This window comes from Pontibacter deserti, assembly GCF_023630255.1.
GTDB lineage: Bacteria > Bacteroidota > Bacteroidia > Cytophagales > Hymenobacteraceae > Pontibacter > Pontibacter deserti.
Genome location: NZ_JALPRS010000001.1, coordinates 973616 through 997156, shown reverse-complemented (window position 1 = coordinate 997156; position 23541 = coordinate 973616). Strand labels below are relative to the sequence as shown.

Genomic DNA, 23541 nt, shown 5'->3' with positions numbered 1-23541 from the left:
CCTGCAGCCACTTCTGCAGGCTTTTTTGATACTTGTATACTATGAAAAAACTGAAGCAAACAGGCGTAAAAGCCATACTTAAAGCAGAAGAAAAAATAGATATGCTCTCATTTAAGCTTAAAAGAAAGCTTAACATGATGCAGCCACTGCAAATTGTACCTTACCGCAGCTATGGTACGCCAAACAGGCTCTATGTAAAAGGCAGGGTGCTGAAGGATAAAGGTATAACCCAATCAGAACAACAGGATACGTTGTGGGAAAACCTGATGAACATGTACCGCCGTTTCGAGTCGGATGAGGTGCCTAATGCGCGGGTGCAGCTTTGCTTCAATAACCAGTTTCATGAGATCACGACAGACGTGGAGGGTTATTTTGTACTGAACCTGGAGCCTAAAACTCCTTTGGTACTTGAAGACATCTGGCATGACATAGAGCTTAAGCTGATTGATGCTCCCTTAGAACTTACAGAAGAAGTAAAAGCCACTGCTCATGTTCTGGTTCCACCGCCCGATGCTGAGTATGGTATCATTTCAGATATTGACGATACCATTATGCGCACCGGTGCCACCAGCTTACTGGAATCCGGAAAAAATATTTTGCTGAATAATGCCCATACCCGCATCCCTTTTCATGGAGTTTCGCAGTTTTACAAGGCTTTACAGCTAGGCCGTAACGGCAAACGAAACAACCCGTTCTTTTACGTAAGCAGCAGCCCCTGGAACAACTACGACCTGTTGTACCACTTCCTGGAATTAAATGAGATCCCGCAAGGTCCACTCCTGCTCCGCGACTTTGGTATAGATGAAAACAAGCTTGGCCATTCCGACCACATGAGCCATAAGTATAAAGAGATAGAGAACATCCTCATAACCTACCCGCACCTGGATTTTATACTTATTGGCGATAGCGGACAACAGGACGCAGCCATCTATAGCGAAGTAGTTAAAAAGCATCCGGGTCGTATTATGGCCATTTACATAAGAGACGTGAACATTGAAAAGCATACCCGTAAAGTAGTAGGTATAGTTGACGAACTGAAGAAAGGTGGCGGAGATGTAGAAATGTTACTGGTAAAAGAAACCGACGAAGCCGCTAAACACGCCGCAGCCAACGGCTTTATTTTTGTGGAAGAAGTGAAAGAAGTAGAGAAAGAAGTGGAAGTAGATACTGCGGGTGATAAGTAATTTTTAAGTATAACTATGGCATTAGACCGGCGAAATGTAAAACCAACTTTGCCGGTCTTTTTATTTTAAGTATAGTTCTCTATATCTTTAGCAACAGTTTTTGCCCGGTTAAATAAACGTACCAGAAACTACTTTATCTTAATATTAAGCACATGCTAAAGTATATTTCAAAACCTTTTGCAATTTATGGTATACTGGTAATTCTATCGCTGATGGTAGCGTTTCATACAGCAATATTAGTAGGGCTTATACCTTATGAAATGGTGTGGGGCGGCAGACTTAACAGTTACTCTGAAATGCTGCGCTTTGAAGCGATTTCTGTTACATTAAACTTAGTAATGATAGCAGTGGTAGTGGTTTATGCCGGTCTTTTTAAACTGAAAATACCTGCAGATATTTTAAAAATAGCACTATGGGCTATGTTCACACTTTTCCTGATGAATACCGTAGGTAATTTCTTTTCGATAAACTTTTTTGAGAAGATCATCTTTACGCCACTTACTTTTATACTTTCCTTCCTGAGCCTGAAACTGGCAGTAACCACCGTAAAGACATCTGCATCTTAAGTGATTTAGTAACTATAATTGATTAACTAAATTTAACTTGAGGAAGGTAGAGGCAACTATCAGTATAAAGACAAGTCCGGCATCTGTAATCGCTGCTTTTATAGATGAAAAGTTGCTGTGCGGTTGGTGGGGCGTAGAACGTTCGCTGATAGAAAGAAAAGTCGGTGGCCTTTATGTACTTACCTGGAATATTACTAAGGAAGGTTTTGGATACATAAGCTCTGGAACAATCAGAACCTATCAACCTGATGCGTTGCTTATAGTTGAGAACTTGGTATACTTAAATCCAGTGAAGCCCATCTTGGGCCCTATGGTGTTAACGGTATCAGCAACACAAGAAAATAACAGCACTACAACTTTATACTTGTGTCAGGAAGGTTATCAGCAAAGCCCTGGCTGGGATTGGTATTACGAAGCAGTAAGTCAGGCCTGGCCAGTGGTACTGGAGACGCTGAAGAAATATCTGGAACAAGCTGTTAACTGATAGCTATACTTCCCGAAACAGTGCTCTTAACTCGAATGATCCGCTAGAATTTTCCAACCATCAGAAAACCGTTGGAAGATAACAGAAAAATGGCCTTCTAAATTACCTTTGGCTTCTTCACGTTGCAGGTGCCACTTCCCTACCACCAAAATGTTCTCTTCCGAAAGCGGCCGCACTTCTTTCAAGTCAAAAGTAAGTTTACCCATTGCTGATACATCCGGGTAGCTGCGTTTGTAGTTATCCAAGGTTTGTTGCCAGCCATAAGTTAAGCCGCTCTTGCCAATAAACAGCAATGAGTCCGATTTCCAGTAGCCCTGCATATAACCTTCCAGGTCGCCGGCGCTCCAGTTGGCTGCCTGCTCCTGCAACACTTGTTTTACCTGGGCTATACTTTCGGTATTGGTTATAGTTTGCTGCGTTGTTGTAGCCACTGGTTTTGTTGTCTGACAGCTGCCAAGTATAACCGGTGCAGCAAAAGCAGCAAGTATAAAAAGGCTATTTCTGTTCTTCATAAGCAGGGAGTATAGATTTGATATAAGTCGTGCCACCGAGTCGGCCCATAGCGCGGGCGATGCGGCCACGTTTACGCAGGATATAACCACTTGGGTTCTTAGCACTATACTTTATTGGGTTTGGCAACACGGCCGCCAGAAGTGCCGCCTGTTTACGCCCTACATCTTTGGCAGGTTTATTAAAGTATAACTGGCTGGCTGCTTCTACTCCAAACACTCCATCCCCCATCTCAGCTATGTTCAGGTATACTTCCATGATGCGCTCTTTGCCCCAGATCAGTTCTATCAACACTGTAAAATAAGCCTCTACGGCTTTGCGTAAGTAACTGCGCCCGTGCCAAAGAAATACATTTTTTGATACCTGCTGGCTGATTGTGCTGCCACCTCGAATGTTACCACCTTTCCGGTTACGCTGAAAAGCATCCAGGATAGCTTCTACATCAAAGCCGTGGTGCTGTAAAAATAACTGGTCCTCAGAAGCTACTACAGCAAGCGGCAACTGCTCCGACATCTCATCCAGCGAAACGAAAGTATGTTTTATTTCAGGATCATTCTTATCAGCTTTCCCTGCTTCGGCACGGCGTTTAATCATGTGCAAAGTAGCAGGCGGGTCTATCCATTTATACAACAATACCCAGACTATACTTAGCAGGAACATACTAAGTACCAACTTTACAAAAACTAACTTTAGCTGGCGCAGGCCAAAACGCTTTTTGCTCATAAAAGCTTTACAGATTAAGGCCGCAAAGGTATAGCTTTCAAAGGATTTTTTCAGCCAAATTTTACATTCTACTCAACTGATTTATAGGCCCCGTACGTATGCGCTAAACATACTGCACCTTTTGCCTGTAGATAAAATAAATTGCTACGCTATGTCTGTTTACCTGCCCTTATTTCCGTTGAATATTGTGGTGTACCCCGGCGAGAAGCTGAACCTGCACATTTTTGAACCGCGTTACAAGCAGCTTGTACTCGATTGCGTGATGAGCGATAAGACCTTCGGAATCCCGACTTATATTCAGAATGCTGTGGGGCATTATGGTACTGAGGTGGAAATACTGAGTATAGAAAAGAAGTATGACAATGGCGAAATGGACATCCGGAGCAAAGGGTTGCGTACCTTTAAAATTCTGAAATTTGATAAAACAGTACCAGGCAGACTTTATGCAGGCGGCGAAATTGAACCTGTTGTTTATGACACCACGGAAGATATTGTGACCAAGACAAAAATAAAGGAGCTGATGAAGCAGCTTTACGAAGCACTAAGCCTGAAGAGCCTGGCTATGGATCTGGATGATTCCTTCTCCAGTTTTACAATAGCACACCAGTTAGGTCTTAACTTGCAACAGGAATACGCACTGCTGCAAATGAAACGCGAAAGTGACCGGCAAGAAGCCATTCTGCAGCACCTGCAAAATATACTTCCCATTGTATTGGAAACAGAACGATTGAAAGAACGTGTAAAGCTGAACGGTCATTTTAAATCGCTTACTCCGCCTAACTTTTAAAGTATAAATTTGATGCTTGTTTACTTCCTGATTATAGTACCCTCTCTGTTCATAATTTTTCTGTTGTTCAGCTACTGGCAGGAATGGAAATACAGGCGTAAACCATACTATAAACTGGCAGATGTAGGCTGGCGGCAAACCCTACTCCCTCCAGAAGCTGAAAAAGCCTACTCATTAGCGATACTAGGTGATGTTGGCGCTGTTGCAACCGACGGCACTGATCCTGTTCTGGCTATATTCAGGGAATGGCAGGAAATGAATAAAACTGCGGGTATGGCCGTTTTTCTGGGTGATAATATTTACCCCGTAGGTCTGCCACCTGAAGGGCATCGGCACCGCGCAATGGCAGAGGCACGCTTGCAAACTATACTGCAGCAACTTCAGGACTATAAAACAAGATGCGCTTTTCTGAGTGGTAACCACGACTGGAACAAAGGCCGTGCTGATGGATACCAGTACATGCTACGCCAGGAAAAGTATATTACCGAAGCACTGCAAAGCCAGGAGAGTTATCTGCCTCCGCATGGCTGCCCCGGCCCTGTAACAATGCAATTGGCAGAAGGTCTGCTGCTGCTCGTCATAAATACACAATGGTGGGTACAACGTGGCGAAAAACCGTTGGGTGCAAAGTATAACTGCCCCTACAACGATATAGAAGAATTTTACATCGATCTGAATAATCTACTCCGGCGAAACAGGCACCAGCGTATAGTTATAGCGGCACATCACCCGCTTTACAGTAACGCATTACATGGTGGCAAATTCACTATCAAACAGCACCTGTTCCCGCTTACTGCGGCTAATAAACGCTTCTTGATACCTTTGCCTATACTTGGTTCGCTATACCCGTTCTATCGTAAATTTTTTGGAGCTTACGAAGATATGTCGCATAAGAGGTATAAACAGATGCGCAAAAGGCTACTACAGATATTTCACCGGTATCAGAACATTATTTATGTCGCCGGCCACGACCACAACCTGCAACACTTCGAAAAGCGTGGAAACCATTACCTGGTAAGCGGATCTGGCAGTAAAACATCGTTTGTGAAGAAAGGCGGAAGCGCAACCTTTACATTAGAACAACCAGGCTTTGCTATACTAAATTATTACCAAAACGGCGAAGTTTGGCTGGAAATGCATGTGGTATCTTCGGATAAAACGGACACAGCCAGTGAAGTTGTTTTCCGCAAAAAACTGGAAAGTATAGTGGTCCCACAACAGGCACTTGTGTAACAAACCATCCTATTCATCTTCAGGTAAGGGAACTGGCAATAACACCTTCAGGCTCTTTGGCTTTATCTGTACTTTCACCACCTCTCCCAGATCTACCGGTTCGCCATCTATGTGCATTACTTCGTGTTCTGTATTATAAATAGTAGCAGATCTGCAGGTTAACTTTCGAGTATAAACAGAATCATCAATACTATCGGTGTATAGTTTGTAAAGAATGCCAAGAGCGGCAGATTTCGGGAAACGCTCAATCAAACAGATCTCAAAACGTCCATCATTTAATATACCGGTTGGGTTTATGGCGGCGTTGCTTCCAAAGGCATTTGCATTGGCTATAGTAACCATAAAAGCCTCCCCTTCAAATCGTTCTGTTTCTGTTTCTATAGTATAGAATTTAGGTTCGTAACTCAGGTATTCCTGCAGCGCAATCCATGCATATGAGCCAGGACCACGGGTCTCACCGTCACAAAAGCGTTGCACTACCAGGGCATTAAAACCAAGGTCAGATAAATGTATGGAAGGATGCCCGTTTATATCCAGGGTATCAATGTTGCGGACTACATGCTGATGAATCAGTTCCAGTGCATCTTCGGTATCCTGTGGTATGTTCAGGTCCTTCGACAATCCATTACCGGAACCAAGCGGGATAATACCTAAGGGTGTAGATGTATCAATTAGCAAGGCTGCTACCAGGCTAACTGTACCATCTCCTCCGACGGCAAATACGGCATCGGGCTTCAGGTCAGTTATTTGTTTCTTGATCTCCTGGCTATCATTCTCACCGGTTGTTTTATAAACATGATGGTTAAGGCCATGTTCATCACACATGGCAATAATATCTTCTTCCAGGTCTGTTTTATCTATATCCCCGGCAATTGGGTTAATAACAAAAAGAATAGTTTCAGGTGCTTTATATTCCTCCATAAGGTTATGTTGCTTCTTCGTTACCCAATGATACGCTATTACCGCTTTAAGGTAAGGCACAAAAAAAACTAACCTGTAATTTGGTTAGTTTTTCCTGTAGCCGGTTGTGGCTATAGCTTACAATACTACTTTCCGGATTTTGATCCTGATGAGCCAGAGCTTTTTGAAGAAGATCCAGAACCAGAAGATGATCCTGAAGCGCCACCAGAAGTCTTAGAAGTAGTAGATTTGTTTGCACTTGTCTTCGAAGATGTAGATGATGAAGAAGATCCTGATTTCGAAGAACCTTTTTGACTTTCGTTTTTAGTAGCCATTTTAATAGTAACTTTCAAGTTTAAGTTTGTTTTAGATCAAAAGTACCCACAGCAAAATGCCATGTAGTTGAGCGCAATTGCAGTTAAACTGCATCTATCTTATACACCAAGTTTTTTGGAAGGTTGTATTTCAGGCTAGTTTTTAGCACTTTTTTTATGGTATAAGTCCATTCGGAAGTCCATTTGGATACTCTTCCTGTATTGCACGCTCTATTTCTGCTATCCTGTTGCCCGGGTTCGGGTGGGTTTGTGTAAACTCAGGGCCACGTGCCCCGCCACTGGCTTCATCTAATATTCGCATTACTTCCAGCATCGCTCTTGGGTCAAAACCGGCCTCTCCTGTTAATCGTACCGCCAGCCTGTCCGACTCCAGTTCATCATCCCTACCATAGCTCATATTCATTAATTTACCAATCATGGCAGCGGCAATGGCCCCGGATTGTGAAGCCGGATTTTCCGGGTCGTAGGTGGCTATTGCAGCTGCTCCGGTAAGCCCTTGGGTTAATTTCGCTTTGGCAAGTTGTTCTGCTGAATGTCTGGCTACTACATGCCCGATCTCATGACCAAGAACACCTGCTACCTGACCTTCGGTACTTAGTTTCTTGAGCAAACCTGCCGTTATAAATATTTGGCCGCCGGGCAATGCAAAAGCATTTACCGTCTGCTCATCGGCCAGCAAATGGAAATCGAACTGATAAGGGGTTTTACCTGCGTCGGTTTGCTGTACAATCTGGTGACCAATTTCTTTGATACGGTTAGCAGCCTCCTGATCGGGATGTAAACCACCGTATTGCGAAGCCATTTCAGGTGCAGCTTGTAATCCAAGAGCTATCTCCTGCTCTACTGTCATATCTACGTGCTGCTCCTCCCCTGTAAACTCATTCTGTTCTGTATTGCACCAATACGTTACCAGCGACACGGCTGCGATAAGTATGCCTATGATAAATTTTATTAATCCTCTCATGATTATTCATTCTCTCTATTATTCCTGGAGCCATACATCATGGTATTGATAAAATGGCTGTTCCGGTATATACGCCTTTTAAACACTTTAGCTAAGAGAAATCGTAGAATGTTAATGAATGCCAGGCTAAGTGCAGGTATAAACTGCTATACTTAATTATAGAATTATCGTATTACCAGAAAAGTGCCTTTTAAGGCTGAACTATAGACTTAAAACACAAAACTATGAATATGAAAAGAACGTTTGGTGCCTTACTTACTATACTGGGTATTATAGGTATCATTTGGGGTGCCTATGCCTTCTTAATGGGAGGCGATGGCGTGGCTGTAGGTAAGTTTACAGCTGCAGTTCCGTTTATAATCGGGCTGATCTTCTTTTTCTCAGGTATAAGCCTGGTGAAAACAACAAAAGACCAGACCTAAACACACATTACGCCAACAAAAAGCCCCTGCTGTTAAGGCAGGGGCTTTTTGTTGTAACTATAAACCGGGCGCAGCCGTGTCAGTTATTAAATATTCTGTGCAAAACCAGACAGATCAGCCGCAAAGCTCTCAACCGCCAGGTTCAAGTCAAGGTAATCAGATTTATAGGCAGCATCATTGCTGTGTACGTAAAGTACCGTTTCATTTTTAATAGTTTCGATTACCTCCTTAGAGATCTCAGTAGGCAAAGCAGGGCAACCCAGGCTTCTGCCTAATCTGCCATACTGCTTAATAAAATCTTTAGTAGCATAATCGGCTCCATGTATAACTATGGCACGAGCTCTTGCATTTGTGTTAAAGCCTTTATCTAAACCATCAAGCTTTAAAGACAAGCCATGTTTGCCGAAATATGTATTATCGGTAACATAAAAGCCCAGGCTGCTCATATAAGAGTTAGGCTGGTTTGAGAATTTCTCTGCTATCACGTTGCCTGTATTACGGCCATGCGCTACCAAGGTATTAAACAGTAATTTCTTCTCGTTCAGATCGATTACCCACATACGCTTCTCACGGCTGGATTTTGTAAAATCAACAACAGTAAGTATAGACTTGGAAGATGATACCTTCTGGCGCTGTTTCAGATTCATGAAACCGATAAAAGCCTTCTGGAACACAGGTAAGGATAAACCTTTACCTTTCAGGTCAGCATCATCATAGATATCTTCCACATGCTCGGTAAAGGCAATTTGCTTCTGTTCGAAGGAGAGACCACCACTTATAGTTGTTGTAGCAGAATTTTTTGCTATTGATGCCGGCAAAATGGTAGTAGCCATTGGGTTGGCTTCCGGAGAGTTTGACGACAAAAGACTCAATGCTAGTAAGAGGATAGCTGTTCTCAACATAGGTTTTGATAGGTTCTAGGTTACGAAGTTCGTTTTGTAACAGGTAAAACCATTAAAATTGTTCCGTAGGGTTTAAAAAGAGTCGGGCGAATACTCCTTAAAGAGATAAATCAAATCTATATTTAGTTCAACGTAATAAGAGCTATCTCTAGTATATTCCTCTTCCTAAACCATAGTATATTTCTCAAAATTTTTAGAAACCTAAAATAACTCTTTTACAGGCAAATTGAATATTTATACTTTACTTTTGCGTCATGAAAAAAATAACACCGCTTCTGTATCTGCTGCTTTGTTTTATGGTATGGTCGTGCTATACTCCGGAAAGTTTGCGTGGCTTCGACAGTGAAACGTGGAAAGCTGATAAAAATGCTTGTAAGGGAGATAGAGCTAAGCTATCCTCTGAATTCGAGAAGATACGCAAAGAACTTTATGGCAAGAAAGAATATATTGTACGCAATGTATTAGGTAAGCCGGATAAAGAAGATCTGCTGGAGCGGAGCCAGCGCATTTACTATTATTACTTGGAAGCTGGTCCGCAATGCCAGGATAATAAAATTCTTACTGATGTAAACAGAGCAGAGGTTCGTATCAACTCATTAGGGAAAGTATCAGAGATAACTTATAACAACCCCGATAAAATAATAAAGCCCGAATAATTTCGGGCTTTATTATTTTATACTTTACTGATTATTCAGTTCTGATAGATATTCAGCATTTTGTCTGCCTTCCAGCTCCAGAAAACGTCTGAGCTGTTCTGAAGAAAGAACCTGCTTCAGCGCTTTATCATTCTGCAGGTGTACCTTTTGTAAAACCAAATCACGACGGGCTTCTGCAGTCAGTTCTGTTTCCATTAGCTGCTGGTAACGTTGCTGGTTTAACTCTTCTACTTCTTTTTGCTGTGGTACTGTAAGCTGCAGCTCTTTTATCATTTCCATAGTTAGCAGCGCCGGTCCCGTTACTTCTACTGCTAATACTTTCTTATCTAAACTGTCATCACCTTTTGTATATCGCTGCGAAAAACCTGTAGTCGATATAAGTGCAAGTACTAAAATTAGTGTATAAATCTTCATAGGGTATCTGAATTAAAAGCCTGTCAACTACAGGATGTGTTACTAAGCTACTTCAACGGAAAAATGAAGATCAGGTTCTGCTACTTTTAGTATATTTTTTATATACTATACTTCCGGAGAGAATCTAACACTTTCAGTTAAAATATAATTATTTCAAATACTACCAACACCATATAAAGAATATGATTTATAAAACGTGATAAAGGTAACATAGCCTGTTAATTCTGGTATATAGTAAAAAGCTATACAGTTTAGTATTTTATCAAGCACCGGCCTGAGCTTTATCAGATTGGCAAAATTCAGATAGATTATATGAGAACACTACACTATAACCCCAGCACACTGGAAGTTGATTTTGCAAAAGCATTTCATGAGTTAAGTCCCCAGTTAGAAAATAAGATCAATAAGGCCCAGGTAATAGAAATCAAAGCAGATCATACTATGGATAACCCACAGCTTACTTTCCGTTTAAAAGACAACGAAGGAGACATGCATGAAATAGTAGTACAGATAATACAGCGACCAGACAATATGGTAAAATAAACTACTTCTGCAGCAGGTATAAAAGTAAAGGCCGCCAGAGCTAATCTGCGGCCTTTACTTTTATACTTATAGTATGGAAAATCTGATCAGGGACTATTGGGAACCGTATGCTCTGGTCGTTTAAAAAACTGCATGGCTATAAAACCAATCATCGCTCCTGATATCACCCCTTCCAGCATCAATACCATAAAAATGACCAGGCCCGGCGTACTTGCCACACGCTCTCCTACCATGCGGTTTGCAGTTAGCACGTCCATCAAAGAGTCATCAAACGCTTTGATAAATAACAGCATGAACGACGAAAATATAAGAGTAGCTACAAGCGCTGTCATAAAAGCTGCTCCAAGCCCGCTTAAGTAACCAATATTACCTTGTTTCATTTTTTTATAGGCTCTTAGTGCAAGCACAATACCTATAGTCAGGATAACAGCATTCAGAAACCTTAATTCAAGAATGTGGGCCAGCCCGAACAAGTTCATCAGCAGGAAATAACCTATAAGGCCGGCGGCTGTAATCAAGCCATACTTCAGGCCTATCTTTTCCATGGGGTTGCAGCTGCTAAGAGTTAATAATTATGGTAATTATACACGCTCCGGCATTGAATGACCTTCCCGCTTAAACCACTGCATTGCAATAAAGGCAATAAAGAAGCCGGGAATGGTACCATATATAACAGTCAGTAACATCAGCGAGAGCAGCGATATACTTTCAGGGAACAGCGCACTTGCCTGCAGGTTCTCCAGGTAAGTTGCGTCAAAAACACTTATATAAATAGCAAGAAATATAGCCAAGATTACAGATGACACCACACCTACCGTAGCTCCTATTCCCAGTCCTTCAAAATAGCGTATTGCACCATGACTTAAACGCTTGAATTTTGAAATTGCAATTATGATACCTATAACCAGGAAAAGACCACTTATAAAAGAGAGTTCAATAACATCATGTAATCCAAGAACACCCATTATCAAAAAGTAAACAATGTGTGCAATTCCAACCAGGATGCCATATTTGATCGACACATTCTGATAAGATATTTTTCCAGTTGCCATATTACGCGGTTTTATTTATATACAATACTCATCTTATAATGAACAGTTTAGTTGCAGAAATGGTTATGAAAAGAACGCCAGCTGGCGATTTAAGCACTACCTTTGTGCACTCAACTGAATATTATTTAAACTATATACTATAGAACTATAAGCGACGTTGTGATTTGAAGCAAAATTTTTAGCGCGTAAAGCAGAACAGACTGGCATAAAATCATTTACCTTCCTGCAGCCAGACAATTTTCATAAATGCTTGAACGCACGTTTCATTAAACCCGGCTTTTATTTTGTAGTTTTGCAACAAGAATCAATTTTAATTCTCTAATAAAGACGCATGATCAGTACTAACAATGTAAGCTTGAGATATGGCAAGCGCACATTATTTGAAGATGTAAGTATAAAATTTGTACCTGGCAATTGCTATGGTTTGATAGGTGCTAACGGAGCGGGTAAATCTACGTTCCTGAAGATTTTATCTGGTGAGATTGAGCCTAACACTGGTTCAGTTGAAATACCAGCCAAAGCAAGACTAGCCGTTTTAAAGCAGAACCACTTTGCTTACGATGAGTTTCCAGTACTGCAGACGGTAATTATGGGCCATAAGCGCCTGTTCGACATTATGCAGGAGAAAGATGCCATTTATGCCAAAGCTGATTTTACTGATGCCGATGGCGAACGCGCAGCCGAACTGGAAGGCGAATTTGCCGACATGGAAGGCTGGAATGCCGAATACGAAGCAGCTGAACTCCTGAGCGGTCTGGGTATTAGCGAGAACCTGCACTACTCCCTGATGAAGGACTTGAGTGGTAGCGAAAAAGTACGTGTTTTATTGGCTCAGGCTTTGTTTGGTAACCCGGATATCCTGTTACTAGATGAGCCTACCAACAACCTGGATGCAGAGTCGATCATGTGGCTTGAAAACTTCCTGGGTAATTTCCCGAACACAGTTATAGTTGTATCGCACGACCGCCACTTCCTGGATGCTGTTTGTACACACGTAGCCGATATCGACTTTGGCAAAATTAAGATGTATGCCGGTAACTATAGTTTCTGGTATGAGTCTAGCCAGCTTGCCCTGAAGCAGCGCTCAGATGCCAACAAGAAGACAGAAGATAAGCGTAAAGAACTGGAAGAATTTATCCGTCGTTTCAGCGCTAACGCTTCAAAATCCAAGCAGGCAACATCACGTGCTAAATTACTAGAAAAACTTACGGTGGATGATATACAACCATCATCACGTAAATATCCATATATCGCTTTTAAACCAGAGCGAGAAGCTGGTAACCAACTGTTGCAGGTAGAAAATCTGAGCAAGTCTGTGGAAGGCCAGCCGATTTTTACGGATGTAAGCTTTATGGTGGATAAAGGTGATAAGATTGCTATACTTGGTCGTAATGACGTTGCCGCTACCTTGTTCTTTAAAATACTGGCCGGTGAAGTGAAACCTGATACTGGAGACTTTAAGTGGGGTACAACTATAAACACTGCTTTCTTCCCGAAAGATAATGCTGAATTCTTTAATACGGACCTAAACCTGGTAGACTGGCTGCGTCAGTACTCTGTTGAGAAAGACGAAAGCTTTATTCGTGGTTTCCTGGGCCGTATGTTGTTCTCCGGCGAAGAATCGTTAAAGAAAGCGAACGTATTATCGGGTGGTGAGAAAGTACGCTGTATGTTCTCCAAAATGATGCTGCAGTCTGGTAACTTCCTGGTAATGGATGACCCTACCAACCACCTGGACCTGGAATCTATTACAGCGCTTAACAACTCGCTTAAGGATTTTGATGGTACGGTATTGTTCTCCTCTCACGACTTACAGTTTGTGGATACTATTGCCAATCGTATTATAGAGTTAACCCCGAATGGTATGATTGACAAACGCATGACTTACGAAGAGTACCTGCAGGACGATAATATTCGCGAACTGCGCAAAAAAATGTACGAAACAGCAACGGTATAACACCTATATGTCTGCTAAAACGACTCCTCTTTATGCAAAGTGCCTGCTGGCACTTTGCTTTTTTTTGTGCTGCAGCCTGAGTGTGCTGGCACAGGTAGAACCTGACACTGTTAAGCGCAAGCCTGCGTTGCCTACCGGCCCTCCGGGTAACGAACAACCGGTTTATACACCACCTAAAAAACAACCACAGGTACAGCCTAAACCTCCGGTACAGCAACAGCCTGAAGTTGTAGCGCAGCAGGAAGAAATAAAAGAAGAGGAAGACTTTATAGATAAGCTATACTTTGGAGGTAGCCTTGGTTTACAATTCGGCAGTTATACCAACATTACCCTGCTTCCTATAATTGGGTATAAAATAACAGACAAGTTGAGTATAGGTACAGGTGCTGTCTACCATTTTATAAGTGATGGAGGTATTTCATTACATAATTATGGCGGACGTGCTTTTACGCAAGTAGAACTCTTTGATATTGGAGATGGTGCTTTACTGGCACATGCCGAAGTAGAAGTATTAAGCCGTGAATACCTGATCTTAACGTCGCCCTCAACATATGAGAAACACCGCAAAAACCTGACAATGCCTATGTTTGGAGGTGGATACCGACAGCGTATCAGCGACAAAGCCTCTTTTGATTTGTTGTTGCTCTACAATGTAAATGACGATCCGGTTAATCCTTACAGTAATCCGGTTATCAGAGCAGGTATAAATCTGCCTTTCAGACGTTAATTAAGCATTGGAGTATAAAATATAAAAAGGACTGCCTTACAGGGCAGTCCTTTTACTTTCGTGTGTATAGATCAATGTTCCGTTAGCCCCTTATAAGGCGTAACAGTACCATGATAACGGCGATTACTAATAGAATGTGAATCAGACCACCAACGGCATCAGGGAATCCCAAGAAACCGATAAGCCAGAAAATCACAAGGATAACTGCTATAATATACAATAAATTTCCCATAGTTTTAATTGTTTAATGTAGGTTGTAAAGTACTTTTTTAGTATTAACGTTTATTCTGAATTGAAGTTAGACTCCCCGTATCAGTCGCAGCAGCACAGCTATTACAGCAAGTACAAGCAACACGTGAATAATGCCACCAACAGCATCCGGGAATCCTAAGAAACCGATGAGCCAGAAAATTATAAGCACTACGGCTATAATATAAAGTAAATTTCCCATTGTTATTTTCAGTTTAGTTTATCGGCAACTGCTCCTTATCACGTCTAGATTAAGCACAGCAGTTGTACTTTTTTGTTTAAGCTTTTACGCATATATATTATAAAGGATGTATTGAGCGATCACTTTTTATAAAATAAACTAATGTTACAACCTTTAATCCACCAAATCCTTACTTTCCTTTTCAAATCATAACTAGCTATATCTCAAACACCTTATAATTACTTAAACATAGCCATAACATGCTACCAATAGCTGGTTCAAATAATTGCGCTGCGTTTTAAATATCTGGCCTTATCAAAAGCCCATATCATACACAATATTGAAGTATACTAAGACTGCACTGAATATATCTGTAGAATAAGAGATTTTATTTTAGCTTTGTCATAGATTACCAAACTATACGTTTAAACAACCTATGAAGAAAGTCGCAGTAATTGGGTCAGGCACAATGGGCAACGGTATTGCTCATGTTTTTGCACAGAATGGTTTCCAGGTAGCCCTGGTAGATATATCAGAAGAAGCATTGAATAAAGCTTTAGGAACTATCTCTAAAAACTTAGACCGCATTATCGCCAAAGGCAACCTGACTGAAGAGCAGAAAAAACATACGTTAGATAACATTACCACCTTCACAAATATGCAGGAAGGTGTAAGAGAAGCTGACCTTGTTGTGGAAGCTGCCACAGAGAACGTAGACCTTAAACTGAAGATCTTCCGAGACCTGAACAGCTTTACCAAGCCTGAAGCTATACTTGCCAGCAACACCTCCTCTATCTCAATTACAAAAATTGCATCTGTTACTGACAGACCTGATAAAGTAATTGGCATGCACTTCATGAACCCGGTTCCGGTAATGAAGCTGGTAGAGATCATTCGTGGCTATTCTACTTCTGATGAAGTTACGCAACAAATAATGGATATTTCGCTGCAACTGGGCAAAGTGCCAACAGAGTGCAACGATTACCCTGGTTTTGTGGCTAACCGTATCCTGATGCCGATGATCAACGAAGCGATCTATAGTTTATATGAAGGCGTAGCGGGTGTAGAAGAAATTGATACCATTATGAAGTTAGGCATGGCGCACCCGATGGGCCCGCTGCAACTGGCCGACTTTATAGGTCTGGATGTGTGTTTATCTATACTTAATGTACTGCACGATGGCTTTGGTAATCCTAAATATGCGCCATGTCCGCTTCTGGTAAACATGGTACAGGCGGGCCACAAAGGTGTGAAAACCGGGCAAGGCTTCTACTCCTGGACGCACGGCAGTAAAGAACTGGTAGTAGCTGATCGTTTTAAGAAGCGTTAAAATGAGCCAGGAGAAAAACAACGTAGTTGGCTGGTTTGAGATACCAGTTACCGACATGCCACGCGCCATTAAGTTTTATAGTACAGTGTTTGGGTTTGAACTGGAGAGCCAGCAATTTGGAAACGAAGAAATGGCCTGGTTCCCGTGGAGCGACAATGGTATGGGAGCATCCGGTTCTTTAGTGAAGAACGAAGACCTTTACAAACCTTCAGCTGATGGTACGATTGTTTACTTCTCCTCACCTTCCGGTGATCTAGCAAATGAACTAGCTAAAGTTGAAGCTGCAGGTGGAAAGTTACTTAAGGAGAAAACAATTATCACCGAAGAAATCGGCTATATGTGCTTGGTACTGGATACCGAAGGCAACCGAATCGCCTTTCACTCAAGACAGTAATCAATTATCAGTTAACTTTAATCTGTTTCTGACAAAATAAAGAAGGCCTTTGCTACTATAGCAAAGGCCTTCTTCTTTTACAAAAATTGTTAACTGCTAACTGTTCACTGTACTAAACTGCTACAGCGTTATCGCGCAGTGCATCGTTCAATGATGTTTTCAGGTCAGTGCTTTCTTTACGCTGACCGATGATCAGGGCACAAGGTACCTGGAAATCGCCGGCAGGGAATTTCTTGGTGTAAGAACCAGGTATAACCACAGCACGCGGCGGTACATAACCTTTATACTCTTTAGGCTCGCTGCCTGTCACGTCGATAATTTTTGAGCTACCGGTTATAGTTACACCGGCACCGATAACGGCTTCTTTACCAATACGGCAACCTTCCACCAATATACTTCTCGATCCGATAAAGGCACCATCTTCAATGATAACCGGAGCAGCCTGAACAGGCTCCAATACGCCACCCAGACCAACACCACCGCTCAGGTGTACGTTTTTACCAACCTGTGAACAGCTACCTACTGTTGCCCAGGTATCAACCATAGTACCTTCACCTACATAAGCACCAATGTTTACATAAGATGGCATCATGATCACACCTTTCTCCAGGAACGAGCCATAACGTGCTATGGCGTGAGGCACTACACGGACACCCTGCGCTGCATAGTTTGTTTTAAGGGCAATCTTATCATGAAACTCGAAAGGCCCTACTTCTATGGTTTTCATGGCCTGAATCGGGAAGTACATAAGTACGGCTTTCTTTACCCACTCATTTACCTTCCATTCGTCGCCAACCGGCTCCGCCACCCGGATTCTTCCTTTATCTAATTCTTCTATTACCGCACGTACTGCATCTACAGTAGCCTGCTCCTGCAACAAAGCTCTGTTTTCCCAGGCTTGTTCTATTATAGTCTGAAGCGCCATCTATTTATTGTTGATGTTGAATAATGCGTAAAAGTATTAAATTTAACCGATGTCTGAAAAGAGAATTCTGCTTGCTTCGTTACTAAAACCCATTAACGATACCCGTATGTATGAGAAGCTGGGGCTTTCGCTGAGCAAGCTGCCATATACACAGGTTCATATTGCCGGCTTCGAAGCTCCTGCTCCTGCCGGTATACCTTCTAATGTGCAGCTGCATCCTGTCTTTTCATTCCGCAGATTAAGTATAAGCCGGTTTACAGCCCAACGTAAATTCCTGAAGCTGCTGCAAAGTATAAAACCTGACCTTATTATAGTTTGTACCCACGAACTGCTTTTGGCTGCCTGGTACTACTCCCGCAAGTATAAATGCAAACTGATCTATGATGTGCAGGAAAACTATAGCCTGAACCTTACGGCGCAGGACACTTACCACCCTATACTTAAAAGAGTATTGGCAACAGGAGTAAGAAGTATAGAACAACTGACTGCCTCCAGAATAGACCATTTCCTGCTGGCAGAACAAAGCTATGCACAGGAGCTGCCTTTTATAGAGGACCGTTTTACAATTCTGGAGAACAAGTATAAACCAGGTACAAACTACATCAAGCCTGCTACACCAGTTCAAGTAAACAGAGATAAATTAAAGTTACTTTATTCAGGTACCATCTCCAGCCTCTATGGGATTTTTGAAGCAGTGCGGCTGGCTGAGGAACTGCATAAGACAAATGCTGATGTAACATTAACTATAATTGGCTACTGCGCACATACTCAAACTTTACAAAAACTACAGCAGGCTATACTTGGTAAACCTTATATTACTTTAATAGGAGGTGATAAGCTCGTACCACACCAGGCTATACTTCAGGCTATCGCTACGCATGATATAGGTTTGTTACCATATCAGCCTAACCCCAGCACGTTCAGGTGTATCCCTACCAAACTTTACGAGTATATGGCTTATGGCCTACCCATACTTATGAAGCAAAACCCATTGTGGGATAATTTGTTATCAGAAGCAAAGGCAGGCTTAAGCATAAACTTTAATCACCACAGCATTTCAAGCTTATTATTAGCACTTTATGAAAATAAATTTTATACATCAGGAATACCAGCAGATATCTTCTGGGAGCAGGAAGAAGGCAAATTAGTAACGATAGTTCAGAGGCTTTTACAGCAGACTTTATAAAGCATAATAAAATAAATTTATTTTTAGACGAATCTAAATCTAGAATATAACAGTATATTTGAAACGAAAACAACTATAACTATGCGTAATTCAAAAATAGCTGGCGTTGGCCATTATGTACCTGAAAGAGTAGTAACCAACAAAGACCTGGAGAAGATCATGGACACTTCTGATGAGTGGATCCGAGAGCGTACAGGTATAGTGGAGCGCCGCTACTTTACTGAAGGAACAGACACAACTGCCAACATGGGTGCCAATGCAGCCCGTATGGCTCTTAAAAATGCCGGGCTTGAAGCTACTAATCTCGACATGATTGTATTTGCTACCCTTAGCCCTGATTATGTTTTCCCTGGCTCTGGCGTATTATTGCAGCGTGAACTTGGCCTGAAAGAAATTCCTGCGTTGGATGTACGTAACCAGTGCTCAGGCTTCATCTATGCGCTTTCGGTTGCAGATCAGTTTATCAAGACCGGAATGTATAACAATGTATTGGTGGTAGGTTCCGAAATTCACTCAAGCGGCTTAGATTTCTCTACACGCGGACGTAATGTGTCGGTTATTTTCGGGGATGGTGCCGGCGCCGTAGTGCTTACTCCTTCTGAGAGCACCGACAAAGGTATACTTTCTACACACCTGCATGCCGATGGCGAATTTGCCGAGGAGCTGGCAACCATTGATCCGGGCAGCAACAAAAAAGACCGCCTGACGCACCAGATGATTGATGAAGGTACGATTTTCCCTTACATGAACGGTAACATGGTGTTCAAGCATGCTGTAACACGTTTCCCGGAAGCAATTGAAGAAGCACTTAACAAAAACGGCTATAAAGCTTCTGATATAGACATGCTTATACCGCACCAGGCCAACCTGCGAATCACCTCATATATACAGCAGAAAATGGGCTTGCCTGCCGACAAAGTAATGAGCAACATTCATAAGTATGGCAACACTACAGCAGCCTCAGTTCCTATTGCATTAAGCGAAGCCGTGCAGGAAGGACGCATAAAAGAAGGTGACCTGGTATGTATGGCAGCATTCGGTAGCGGCTTTACCTGGGCATCAGCCTTAGTTCGTTGGTAAGTTTTTAGAATTATGAATAACGAATTATGAATTATGAATTATGGATACAGAAAGCTTATGGCCTCTCATTCATAATTTCTAATTCATAATTCATAATTAAACAGAATGAGCCACAGCTTTACAGAAGAGAATTACATAAAGGCAATTTATAAGCTATCGGGTGGTGGCGTAGATGCCGTAAATACCAATGCTATTGCGGATGCTTTAGATACCAAGGCTGCTTCGGTAACTGATATGCTGCGTAAGCTTAGCGCTAAAGGCATGGTAGATTATGTGAAGTATAAAGGGGTATCGCTGACGGAAGCCGGCGAACGGGTGGCACTGCAGGTAATTCGCAAACACAGGTTGTGGGAAGTGTTCCTGGTTGAGAAGCTCAAGTTTAACTGGGACGAAGTACACGAAGTAGCCGAAGAACTGGAACACATCAGCTCGGACCTGCTCACAAAGCGCCTGGATGAATTTCTGGGTTATCCCCAATTTGACCCGCACGGAGACCCTATACCTTCTGAAGACGGTAAACTGAAACTGAAGCCACAAAAGCTATTGGCTGAGATGGAAGTGTATGATGCCGGCATAGTAGTAGGTGTAAATGATTCGCAGCCGCTGTTCCTGCAATACCTCGACAAGATGGGAATTTTTCTGGGAGCCAAAGTTAAAGTACTGGACAAGATCCCCTACGATAGTTCCCTAGAAATCAATATAGAAAATAAAAAAAACCTGGTTGTTTCCAGCGAAGTAGCTCGTAATATTTTCCTGTCTGCTTAGGTAATTAAATCTGTACATATGTATCGCGCCTCTCTCCTGCTAACACTCATAGTTTGCCTGCTCTGCTGGGGCTGTAAGCAAACTATAACCAAAGGTCCGGTACCCGATGATAAGAAAATGTACGTGGTTACCACTACAGGTATTCTGGCTGATGCAGTGAAGCACATAGTTGGGGATGCCGCTACCGTAGAAGCCATTATGGGCAGCGGCGTGGACCCGCACCTCTACAAAGCCACGCAAGGCGACCTACAGAAACTGACAGATGCCGACCTTATAGTTTACAACGGGCTGCACCTGGAAGGCAAAATGGGCGAAGTACTGTCTAAGCTTAACCGCTTTAAGTCTGTGGTTGCTGCTGCCGAAGGAATACCAGAACAGTACCTGCTACAGTCCCAGGATTATGCCGATAGTCATGACCCGCACGTATGGTTTGATGTATCGTTGTGGCAGCGGGTGGTGCAGCACCTGGTAAGCGAATTGCAGCGCAAGGACCCGAAGAATGCTGAAGTGTATGCTGCCAACGCCCGGAATTACCTGCAACAACTGGAGCAACTGCACAGGTATACCAAACAAGCCATTGGCTCCATACCTGAGCAGCAGCGCATCCTGATAACGGCGCACGATGCCTTCGGGTACTTCGGCAAAGCTTATAGTATAGAAGTACGCGGTTTACAGGGAATCTCCACAGTTTCAGAATTTGGACTGCAGGATGTATCGTCGCTTGTAAACTTTATAGTACAACATAAGATAAAGGCTGTGTTTGTAGAGTCATCAGTATCACCAAAGGCCATCGAAGCAGTTGTAATCGGGAGCCGGAAAAAAGGACATAATATACACATTGGCGGCACCCTATACTCTGATGCACTTGGCGAAGCAGGAACACCGGCAGGTACTTATACCGGCATGGTCAGGCATAATGTAAACAACATCGTATCCGCTTTAAAATAAAATAGTTACACCATGATACTTCATGTAGAAAATCCGGTAGTAGAAGTACACGATCTTACAGTGAGTTATGATCGGAAGCCTGTACTGTGGGGCGTAGACCTTACTTTGCCTGCCGGGTCGCTGGTAGGCGTTATCGGGCCAAACGGTGCCGGTAAATCTACGCTTATAAAAGCTATCATGGACTTGCTGCCAGTCAGCAGCGGTTATGTTCGCATCTTCGGGGATCCGATAAAACAAGTACGCAAACGTATCTCCTATGTGCCGCAGCGCGAATCCGTAGACTGGGATTTTCCGGCTTCGGTGTTTGATGTGGTACTGATGGGACGTTACGGGAACCTGGGCTTGTTTAATCGGCCTCGCAAAGCGGATAAAGATGCTGCGATGCAGGCACTTGAGAAAGTAGGCATGCAGGCTTTCGCCGACCGGCAAATATCACAACTCTCCGGGGGGCAGCAACAACGCGTTTTCCTGGCAAGAGCATTGGCCCAGAACGCAGACATCTACTTTATGGATGAACCCTTTGCCGGTGTAGACATCGCTACTGAAACAGCTATTATAGAACTATTGCGTACTATGCGGGCACAAGGCAAAACAGTTATAGTAGTGCATCACGACCTGCAATCAGCAAGCGAATATTTTGATTGGGTAGTTTTACTGAACATGCGCTTAGTGGCTTCCGGCCCGACAGAACAGGTACTGACCCAGGAAATGCTGGAGCAAACCTATGGCGGTAAACTAACGGTGTTAAGCAAAGTAGGCGACTTACTGCGCAAACAGGAATTCCCGACCCGCGAGACTAAAGCGAAGAAAGTATGAAAGAGTTCTTTGAGTTCTTTTCGTTTGCTGATGCCAATATCCGGTATGTAACGTTGGGCTCTGTGCTGCTGGCCAGTAGTTCCGCAGTGGTTGGTTGTTTTACGCTGCTGCGCAAAAGAGCATTGGTTGGCGATGCGGTGGCGCACGCCGTTTTACCAGGTGTTTGTCTTGCCTTTATACTTTCCGGCACTAAAAACCCATTTATACTTTTGCTGGGCGCTTTTGTAACCGGCTGGCTCTCACTTATACTTATTGATTACATTACATCCCGCTCCCGCATTAAAGAAGATACAGCTATAGGCTTGGTATTATCGGTTTTCTTCGGGATTGGGATACTACTGCTCACTGCCATACAACATTCCGGCAACGCTGCACAAAGTGGCCTCGACAAATTCCTGTTCGGAAAAGCGGCATCGCTTGTTGGCGAAGACCTGGTAGTATTCAGTGCAGTGGCTATACTTTTACTTGTTACCACTATCTTCTTTTATAAAGAACTGAAGCTGCTGTGCTTCGACGAAATATATGCTAAAAGTATAGGATTCCCGGTGCGGTCGCTGGAGTTGCTGCTTACTACCCTTACTGTATTTGCGGTAGTAGTGGGTATACAGGCTGTGGGGGTTGTACTGATGGCTGCCATGTTGATCACGCCTGCTGCTGCTGCCCGCTTCTGGACCGAAAGGCTTGGCATCATGCTTATACTTGCTGCGCTGATAGGAGCTTTCTCAGGGATAACCGGTGCTTTTGTTTCGTATACTGCCCCGGCCATGCCTACCGGCCCCTGGATTGTACTTATCGTTTCCATGATCGCTATACTTTCGTTTGCATTTGCGCCCAAACGCGGCTGGATTGCCAGGATGATGCGCCGCCGACACAACAAAGTACAGATACTGGAAGAAAACCTGCTGAAGTTATTTTACCAGTTGGGCGAACAGCACGAAGACTACTTCAGTAACAGAACTCTGGATGCTATACTTACCCGCCGGAACATCCCGAAGAAACAGGCCTTAACCGGATTACATAAATTAAAACGACAGGGCTACATAGAAAAGCACCCTGACGGTTGGGCATTAACCAGAGAAGGTGAGATAAGAGGTAAACGTGTGGTGCGTTTGCACCGCTTGTGGGAGTTATACTTAACGCAGTATCTGCAACTGGCATCAGACCACGTGCACGAAGACGCAGAAACGATAGAACACATTATTACCCCGGAACTGGAGCAGAAACTGATGGAAGAACTGAACTACCCTGCCCTGGACCCGCACCACACCAAAATCCCATAGTTATAATTATGAATTACGAATTATGAAT

29 protein-coding genes are annotated in these 23541 nt (G+C 42.9%); 18 read left to right on the top strand and 11 right to left on the bottom strand.

Annotated elements, in window-relative coordinates:
- The first annotated feature begins 41 nt into the window (after nucleotides 1-41).
- The 3 genes from MJ612_RS04305 to MJ612_RS04295 all read left to right on the top strand — a co-directional run bounded on the left by MJ612_RS04305 (nucleotide 42) and on the right by MJ612_RS04295 (nucleotide 2234).
- Entirely contained in the window at nucleotides 42-1184 is a 1143-nt protein-coding gene (locus MJ612_RS04305; RefSeq protein WP_187029776.1) for an App1 family protein, read from the top strand.
- A 152-nt stretch (nucleotides 1185-1336) separates the two neighbouring features.
- A complete protein-coding gene (locus MJ612_RS04300) occupies nucleotides 1337-1750 on the top strand; it encodes a hypothetical protein (protein ID WP_187029774.1) in 414 nt (137 codons plus the stop codon).
- A 37-nt stretch (nucleotides 1751-1787) separates the two neighbouring features.
- Nucleotides 1788-2234 (top strand): SRPBCC family protein, encoded by a 447-nt coding sequence (locus MJ612_RS04295; RefSeq protein WP_187029773.1) that lies wholly within the window; start codon nucleotides 1788-1790, stop codon nucleotides 2232-2234.
- Between the two features lie 26 nt (nucleotides 2235-2260).
- On the opposite strand, the gene MJ612_RS04290 is transcribed toward MJ612_RS04295, so the two are convergent.
- Both MJ612_RS04290 and mtgA read right to left on the bottom strand, forming a co-directional pair.
- A complete protein-coding gene (locus tag MJ612_RS04290) occupies nucleotides 2261-2746 on the bottom strand; it encodes a YybH family protein (protein WP_187029771.1) in 486 nt (161 codons plus the stop codon).
- Nucleotides 2730-3467 (bottom strand): monofunctional biosynthetic peptidoglycan transglycosylase, encoded by a 738-nt coding sequence (gene mtgA / locus MJ612_RS04285; protein WP_187029769.1) that lies wholly within the window; start codon nucleotides 3465-3467, stop codon nucleotides 2730-2732. Before mtgA ends, MJ612_RS04290 begins: the two co-directional genes overlap by 17 nt.
- Before the next feature lie 151 nt (nucleotides 3468-3618).
- On the opposite strand from mtgA, the gene MJ612_RS04280 reads away from it, so the two are divergent.
- A complete protein-coding gene (locus MJ612_RS04280) occupies nucleotides 3619-4254 on the top strand; it encodes an LON peptidase substrate-binding domain-containing protein (protein WP_187029767.1) in 636 nt (211 codons plus the stop codon).
- A 12-nt stretch (nucleotides 4255-4266) separates the two neighbouring features.
- A complete protein-coding gene (locus tag MJ612_RS04275) occupies nucleotides 4267-5487 on the top strand; it encodes a metallophosphoesterase family protein (protein WP_187030750.1) in 1221 nt (406 codons plus the stop codon).
- A gap of 9 nt (nucleotides 5488-5496) precedes the next feature.
- Here the strand turns inward: MJ612_RS04275 and MJ612_RS04270 are convergent, their stop codons facing one another.
- Nucleotides 5497-6408, bottom strand: coding sequence for a diacylglycerol/lipid kinase family protein (locus tag MJ612_RS04270; RefSeq protein ID WP_187029765.1), 912 nt, complete (start codon nucleotides 6406-6408; stop codon nucleotides 5497-5499).
- Nucleotides 6409-6876: 468 nt separating this feature from the next.
- Nucleotides 6877-7686, bottom strand: coding sequence for a M48 family metalloprotease (locus MJ612_RS04265; protein WP_187029764.1), 810 nt, complete (start codon nucleotides 7684-7686; stop codon nucleotides 6877-6879).
- A gap of 224 nt (nucleotides 7687-7910) precedes the next feature.
- Here MJ612_RS04265 and MJ612_RS04260 point away from each other — a divergent pair, with 224 nt between their 5' ends.
- Nucleotides 7911-8108 carry a hypothetical protein gene (locus MJ612_RS04260; protein WP_187029762.1) on the top strand — a complete coding sequence of 66 codons (198 nt, stop codon included), beginning with the start codon at nucleotides 7911-7913 and terminating at the stop codon, nucleotides 8106-8108.
- A gap of 86 nt (nucleotides 8109-8194) precedes the next feature.
- Here the strand turns inward: MJ612_RS04260 and MJ612_RS04255 are convergent, their stop codons facing one another.
- A complete protein-coding gene (locus MJ612_RS04255; RefSeq protein WP_187029760.1) occupies nucleotides 8195-9010 on the bottom strand; it encodes a murein L,D-transpeptidase catalytic domain family protein in 816 nt (271 codons plus the stop codon).
- A 254-nt stretch (nucleotides 9011-9264) separates the two neighbouring features.
- On the opposite strand from MJ612_RS04255, the gene MJ612_RS04250 reads away from it, so the two are divergent.
- Nucleotides 9265-9666 (top strand): hypothetical protein, encoded by a 402-nt coding sequence (locus MJ612_RS04250; RefSeq protein WP_187029758.1) that lies wholly within the window; start codon nucleotides 9265-9267, stop codon nucleotides 9664-9666.
- 24 nt (nucleotides 9667-9690) lie between these two features.
- Here the strand turns inward: MJ612_RS04250 and MJ612_RS04245 are convergent, their stop codons facing one another.
- Nucleotides 9691-10080 carry a hypothetical protein gene (locus MJ612_RS04245; protein ID WP_187029756.1) on the bottom strand — a complete coding sequence of 130 codons (390 nt, stop codon included), beginning with the start codon at nucleotides 10078-10080 and terminating at the stop codon, nucleotides 9691-9693.
- 312 nt (nucleotides 10081-10392) lie between these two features.
- Here MJ612_RS04245 and MJ612_RS04240 point away from each other — a divergent pair, with 312 nt between their 5' ends.
- Nucleotides 10393-10623, top strand: a complete 231-nt coding sequence (locus MJ612_RS04240) for a hypothetical protein (RefSeq protein ID WP_187029754.1) — start codon at nucleotides 10393-10395, stop codon at nucleotides 10621-10623.
- A gap of 86 nt (nucleotides 10624-10709) precedes the next feature.
- Here the strand turns inward: MJ612_RS04240 and MJ612_RS04235 are convergent, their stop codons facing one another.
- Together MJ612_RS04235 and MJ612_RS04230 are read right to left on the bottom strand one after the other, a co-directional pair.
- Entirely contained in the window at nucleotides 10710-11168 is a 459-nt protein-coding gene (locus tag MJ612_RS04235; RefSeq protein ID WP_187029752.1) for a DUF4199 domain-containing protein, read from the bottom strand.
- 36 nt (nucleotides 11169-11204) lie between these two features.
- The gene (locus MJ612_RS04230) at nucleotides 11205-11675 is read right to left on the bottom strand and encodes a DUF4199 domain-containing protein (RefSeq protein ID WP_187029750.1); all 471 of its coding nucleotides are present in this window, start codon (nucleotides 11673-11675) and stop codon (nucleotides 11205-11207) included.
- A 331-nt stretch (nucleotides 11676-12006) separates the two neighbouring features.
- On the opposite strand from MJ612_RS04230, the gene MJ612_RS04225 reads away from it, so the two are divergent.
- Both MJ612_RS04225 and MJ612_RS04220 read left to right on the top strand, forming a co-directional pair.
- On the top strand, nucleotides 12007-13632 hold the full coding sequence (locus tag MJ612_RS04225) for an ABC-F family ATP-binding cassette domain-containing protein (RefSeq protein WP_187029748.1): 1626 nt from the start codon (nucleotides 12007-12009) through the stop codon (nucleotides 13630-13632).
- 7 nt (nucleotides 13633-13639) lie between these two features.
- Nucleotides 13640-14359 carry a hypothetical protein gene (locus tag MJ612_RS04220; RefSeq protein WP_187029746.1) on the top strand — a complete coding sequence of 240 codons (720 nt, stop codon included), beginning with the start codon at nucleotides 13640-13642 and terminating at the stop codon, nucleotides 14357-14359.
- Nucleotides 14360-14441: 82 nt separating this feature from the next.
- On the opposite strand, the gene MJ612_RS04215 is transcribed toward MJ612_RS04220, so the two are convergent.
- Both MJ612_RS04215 and MJ612_RS04210 read right to left on the bottom strand, forming a co-directional pair.
- On the bottom strand, nucleotides 14442-14591 hold the full coding sequence (locus MJ612_RS04215; RefSeq protein ID WP_162345496.1) for a lmo0937 family membrane protein: 150 nt from the start codon (nucleotides 14589-14591) through the stop codon (nucleotides 14442-14444).
- Nucleotides 14592-14657: 66 nt separating this feature from the next.
- The gene (locus MJ612_RS04210; RefSeq protein ID WP_162426218.1) at nucleotides 14658-14810 is read right to left on the bottom strand and encodes a lmo0937 family membrane protein; all 153 of its coding nucleotides are present in this window, start codon (nucleotides 14808-14810) and stop codon (nucleotides 14658-14660) included.
- Between the two features lie 415 nt (nucleotides 14811-15225).
- Between MJ612_RS04210 and MJ612_RS04205 the strand changes: the two genes are divergently transcribed.
- Nucleotides 15226-16119, top strand: coding sequence for a 3-hydroxyacyl-CoA dehydrogenase family protein (locus MJ612_RS04205; RefSeq protein WP_187029744.1), 894 nt, complete (start codon nucleotides 15226-15228; stop codon nucleotides 16117-16119).
- A gap of 1 nt (nucleotide 16120) precedes the next feature.
- A complete protein-coding gene (locus tag MJ612_RS04200; protein ID WP_187029742.1) occupies nucleotides 16121-16513 on the top strand; it encodes a VOC family protein in 393 nt (130 codons plus the stop codon).
- 112 nt (nucleotides 16514-16625) lie between these two features.
- Here MJ612_RS04200 and MJ612_RS04195 read toward each other — a convergent pair whose 3' ends face one another.
- Nucleotides 16626-17438, bottom strand: a complete 813-nt coding sequence (locus MJ612_RS04195; RefSeq protein WP_187029739.1) for a 2,3,4,5-tetrahydropyridine-2,6-dicarboxylate N-succinyltransferase — start codon at nucleotides 17436-17438, stop codon at nucleotides 16626-16628.
- Between the two features lie 49 nt (nucleotides 17439-17487).
- Between MJ612_RS04195 and MJ612_RS04190 the strand changes: the two genes are divergently transcribed.
- The 6 genes from MJ612_RS04190 to MJ612_RS04165 all read left to right on the top strand — a co-directional run bounded on the left by MJ612_RS04190 (nucleotide 17488) and on the right by MJ612_RS04165 (nucleotide 23513).
- Entirely contained in the window at nucleotides 17488-18624 is a 1137-nt protein-coding gene (locus tag MJ612_RS04190) for a glycosyltransferase (protein WP_187029737.1), read from the top strand.
- Nucleotides 18625-18705: 81 nt separating this feature from the next.
- Nucleotides 18706-19704, top strand: coding sequence for a 3-oxoacyl-ACP synthase III family protein (locus MJ612_RS04185; protein WP_187029735.1), 999 nt, complete (start codon nucleotides 18706-18708; stop codon nucleotides 19702-19704).
- Between the two features lie 105 nt (nucleotides 19705-19809).
- Entirely contained in the window at nucleotides 19810-20469 is a 660-nt protein-coding gene (locus MJ612_RS04180) for a metal-dependent transcriptional regulator (protein ID WP_187029733.1), read from the top strand.
- Between the two features lie 18 nt (nucleotides 20470-20487).
- Nucleotides 20488-21417, top strand: a complete 930-nt coding sequence (locus MJ612_RS04175) for a metal ABC transporter solute-binding protein, Zn/Mn family (RefSeq protein WP_187029731.1) — start codon at nucleotides 20488-20490, stop codon at nucleotides 21415-21417.
- Between the two features lie 12 nt (nucleotides 21418-21429).
- Nucleotides 21430-22233, top strand: coding sequence for a metal ABC transporter ATP-binding protein (locus tag MJ612_RS04170; RefSeq protein ID WP_187029730.1), 804 nt, complete (start codon nucleotides 21430-21432; stop codon nucleotides 22231-22233).
- Nucleotides 22230-23513 (top strand): metal ABC transporter permease, encoded by a 1284-nt coding sequence (locus MJ612_RS04165; RefSeq protein ID WP_187029728.1) that lies wholly within the window; start codon nucleotides 22230-22232, stop codon nucleotides 23511-23513. The genes MJ612_RS04170 and MJ612_RS04165 overlap by 4 nt, the downstream gene beginning before the upstream one ends.
- Nucleotides 23514-23541 lie beyond the last annotated feature (28 nt).

Bases quoted from the DNA above. Each gene is read 5' to 3' on its own strand.
- MJ612_RS04300 (WP_187029774.1), top strand. From the start codon at position 1,337: ATGCTAAAGTATATTTCAAAACCTTTTGCAATTTATGGTATACTGGTA.
- MJ612_RS04255 (WP_187029760.1), bottom strand. From the start codon at position 9,010: ATGTTGAGAACAGCTATCCTCTTACTAGCATTGAGTCTTTTGTCGTCA.
- MJ612_RS04270 (WP_187029765.1), bottom strand. From the start codon at position 6,408: ATGGAGGAATATAAAGCACCTGAAACTATTCTTTTTGTTATTAACCCA.
- MJ612_RS04175 (WP_187029731.1), top strand. From the start codon at position 20,488: ATGTATCGCGCCTCTCTCCTGCTAACACTCATAGTTTGCCTGCTCTGC.
- MJ612_RS04200 (WP_187029742.1), top strand. From the start codon at position 16,121: ATGAGCCAGGAGAAAAACAACGTAGTTGGCTGGTTTGAGATACCAGTT.
- MJ612_RS04225 (WP_187029748.1), top strand. From the start codon at position 12,007: ATGATCAGTACTAACAATGTAAGCTTGAGATATGGCAAGCGCACATTA.
- MJ612_RS04165 (WP_187029728.1), top strand. From the start codon at position 22,230: ATGAAAGAGTTCTTTGAGTTCTTTTCGTTTGCTGATGCCAATATCCGG.
- MJ612_RS04185 (WP_187029735.1), top strand. From the start codon at position 18,706: ATGCGTAATTCAAAAATAGCTGGCGTTGGCCATTATGTACCTGAAAGA.
- MJ612_RS04220 (WP_187029746.1), top strand. From the start codon at position 13,640: ATGTCTGCTAAAACGACTCCTCTTTATGCAAAGTGCCTGCTGGCACTT.
- MJ612_RS04245 (WP_187029756.1), bottom strand. From the start codon at position 10,080: ATGAAGATTTATACACTAATTTTAGTACTTGCACTTATATCGACTACA.
- MJ612_RS04180 (WP_187029733.1), top strand. From the start codon at position 19,810: ATGAGCCACAGCTTTACAGAAGAGAATTACATAAAGGCAATTTATAAG.
- MJ612_RS04265 (WP_187029764.1), bottom strand. From the start codon at position 7,686: ATGAGAGGATTAATAAAATTTATCATAGGCATACTTATCGCAGCCGTG.
- MJ612_RS04235 (WP_187029752.1), bottom strand. From the start codon at position 11,168: ATGGAAAAGATAGGCCTGAAGTATGGCTTGATTACAGCCGCCGGCCTT.
- MJ612_RS04260 (WP_187029762.1), top strand. From the start codon at position 7,911: ATGAATATGAAAAGAACGTTTGGTGCCTTACTTACTATACTGGGTATT.
- MJ612_RS04195 (WP_187029739.1), bottom strand. From the start codon at position 17,438: ATGGCGCTTCAGACTATAATAGAACAAGCCTGGGAAAACAGAGCTTTG.
- MJ612_RS04275 (WP_187030750.1), top strand. From the start codon at position 4,267: ATGCTTGTTTACTTCCTGATTATAGTACCCTCTCTGTTCATAATTTTT.
- MJ612_RS04190 (WP_187029737.1), top strand. From the start codon at position 17,488: ATGTCTGAAAAGAGAATTCTGCTTGCTTCGTTACTAAAACCCATTAAC.
- MJ612_RS04240 (WP_187029754.1), top strand. From the start codon at position 10,393: ATGAGAACACTACACTATAACCCCAGCACACTGGAAGTTGATTTTGCA.
- MJ612_RS04170 (WP_187029730.1), top strand. From the start codon at position 21,430: ATGATACTTCATGTAGAAAATCCGGTAGTAGAAGTACACGATCTTACA.
- MJ612_RS04215 (WP_162345496.1), bottom strand. From the start codon at position 14,591: ATGGGAAATTTATTGTATATTATAGCAGTTATCCTTGTGATTTTCTGG.
- MJ612_RS04305 (WP_187029776.1), top strand. From the start codon at position 42: ATGAAAAAACTGAAGCAAACAGGCGTAAAAGCCATACTTAAAGCAGAA.
- MJ612_RS04290 (WP_187029771.1), bottom strand. From the start codon at position 2,746: ATGAAGAACAGAAATAGCCTTTTTATACTTGCTGCTTTTGCTGCACCG.
- MJ612_RS04205 (WP_187029744.1), top strand. From the start codon at position 15,226: ATGAAGAAAGTCGCAGTAATTGGGTCAGGCACAATGGGCAACGGTATT.
- MJ612_RS04250 (WP_187029758.1), top strand. From the start codon at position 9,265: ATGAAAAAAATAACACCGCTTCTGTATCTGCTGCTTTGTTTTATGGTA.
- MJ612_RS04280 (WP_187029767.1), top strand. From the start codon at position 3,619: ATGTCTGTTTACCTGCCCTTATTTCCGTTGAATATTGTGGTGTACCCC.
- MJ612_RS04210 (WP_162426218.1), bottom strand. From the start codon at position 14,810: ATGGGAAATTTACTTTATATTATAGCCGTAGTGCTTATAATTTTCTGG.
- MJ612_RS04230 (WP_187029750.1), bottom strand. From the start codon at position 11,675: ATGGCAACTGGAAAAATATCTTATCAGAATGTGTCGATCAAATATGGC.
- mtgA (WP_187029769.1), bottom strand. From the start codon at position 3,467: ATGAGCAAAAAGCGTTTTGGCCTGCGCCAGCTAAAGTTAGTTTTTGTA.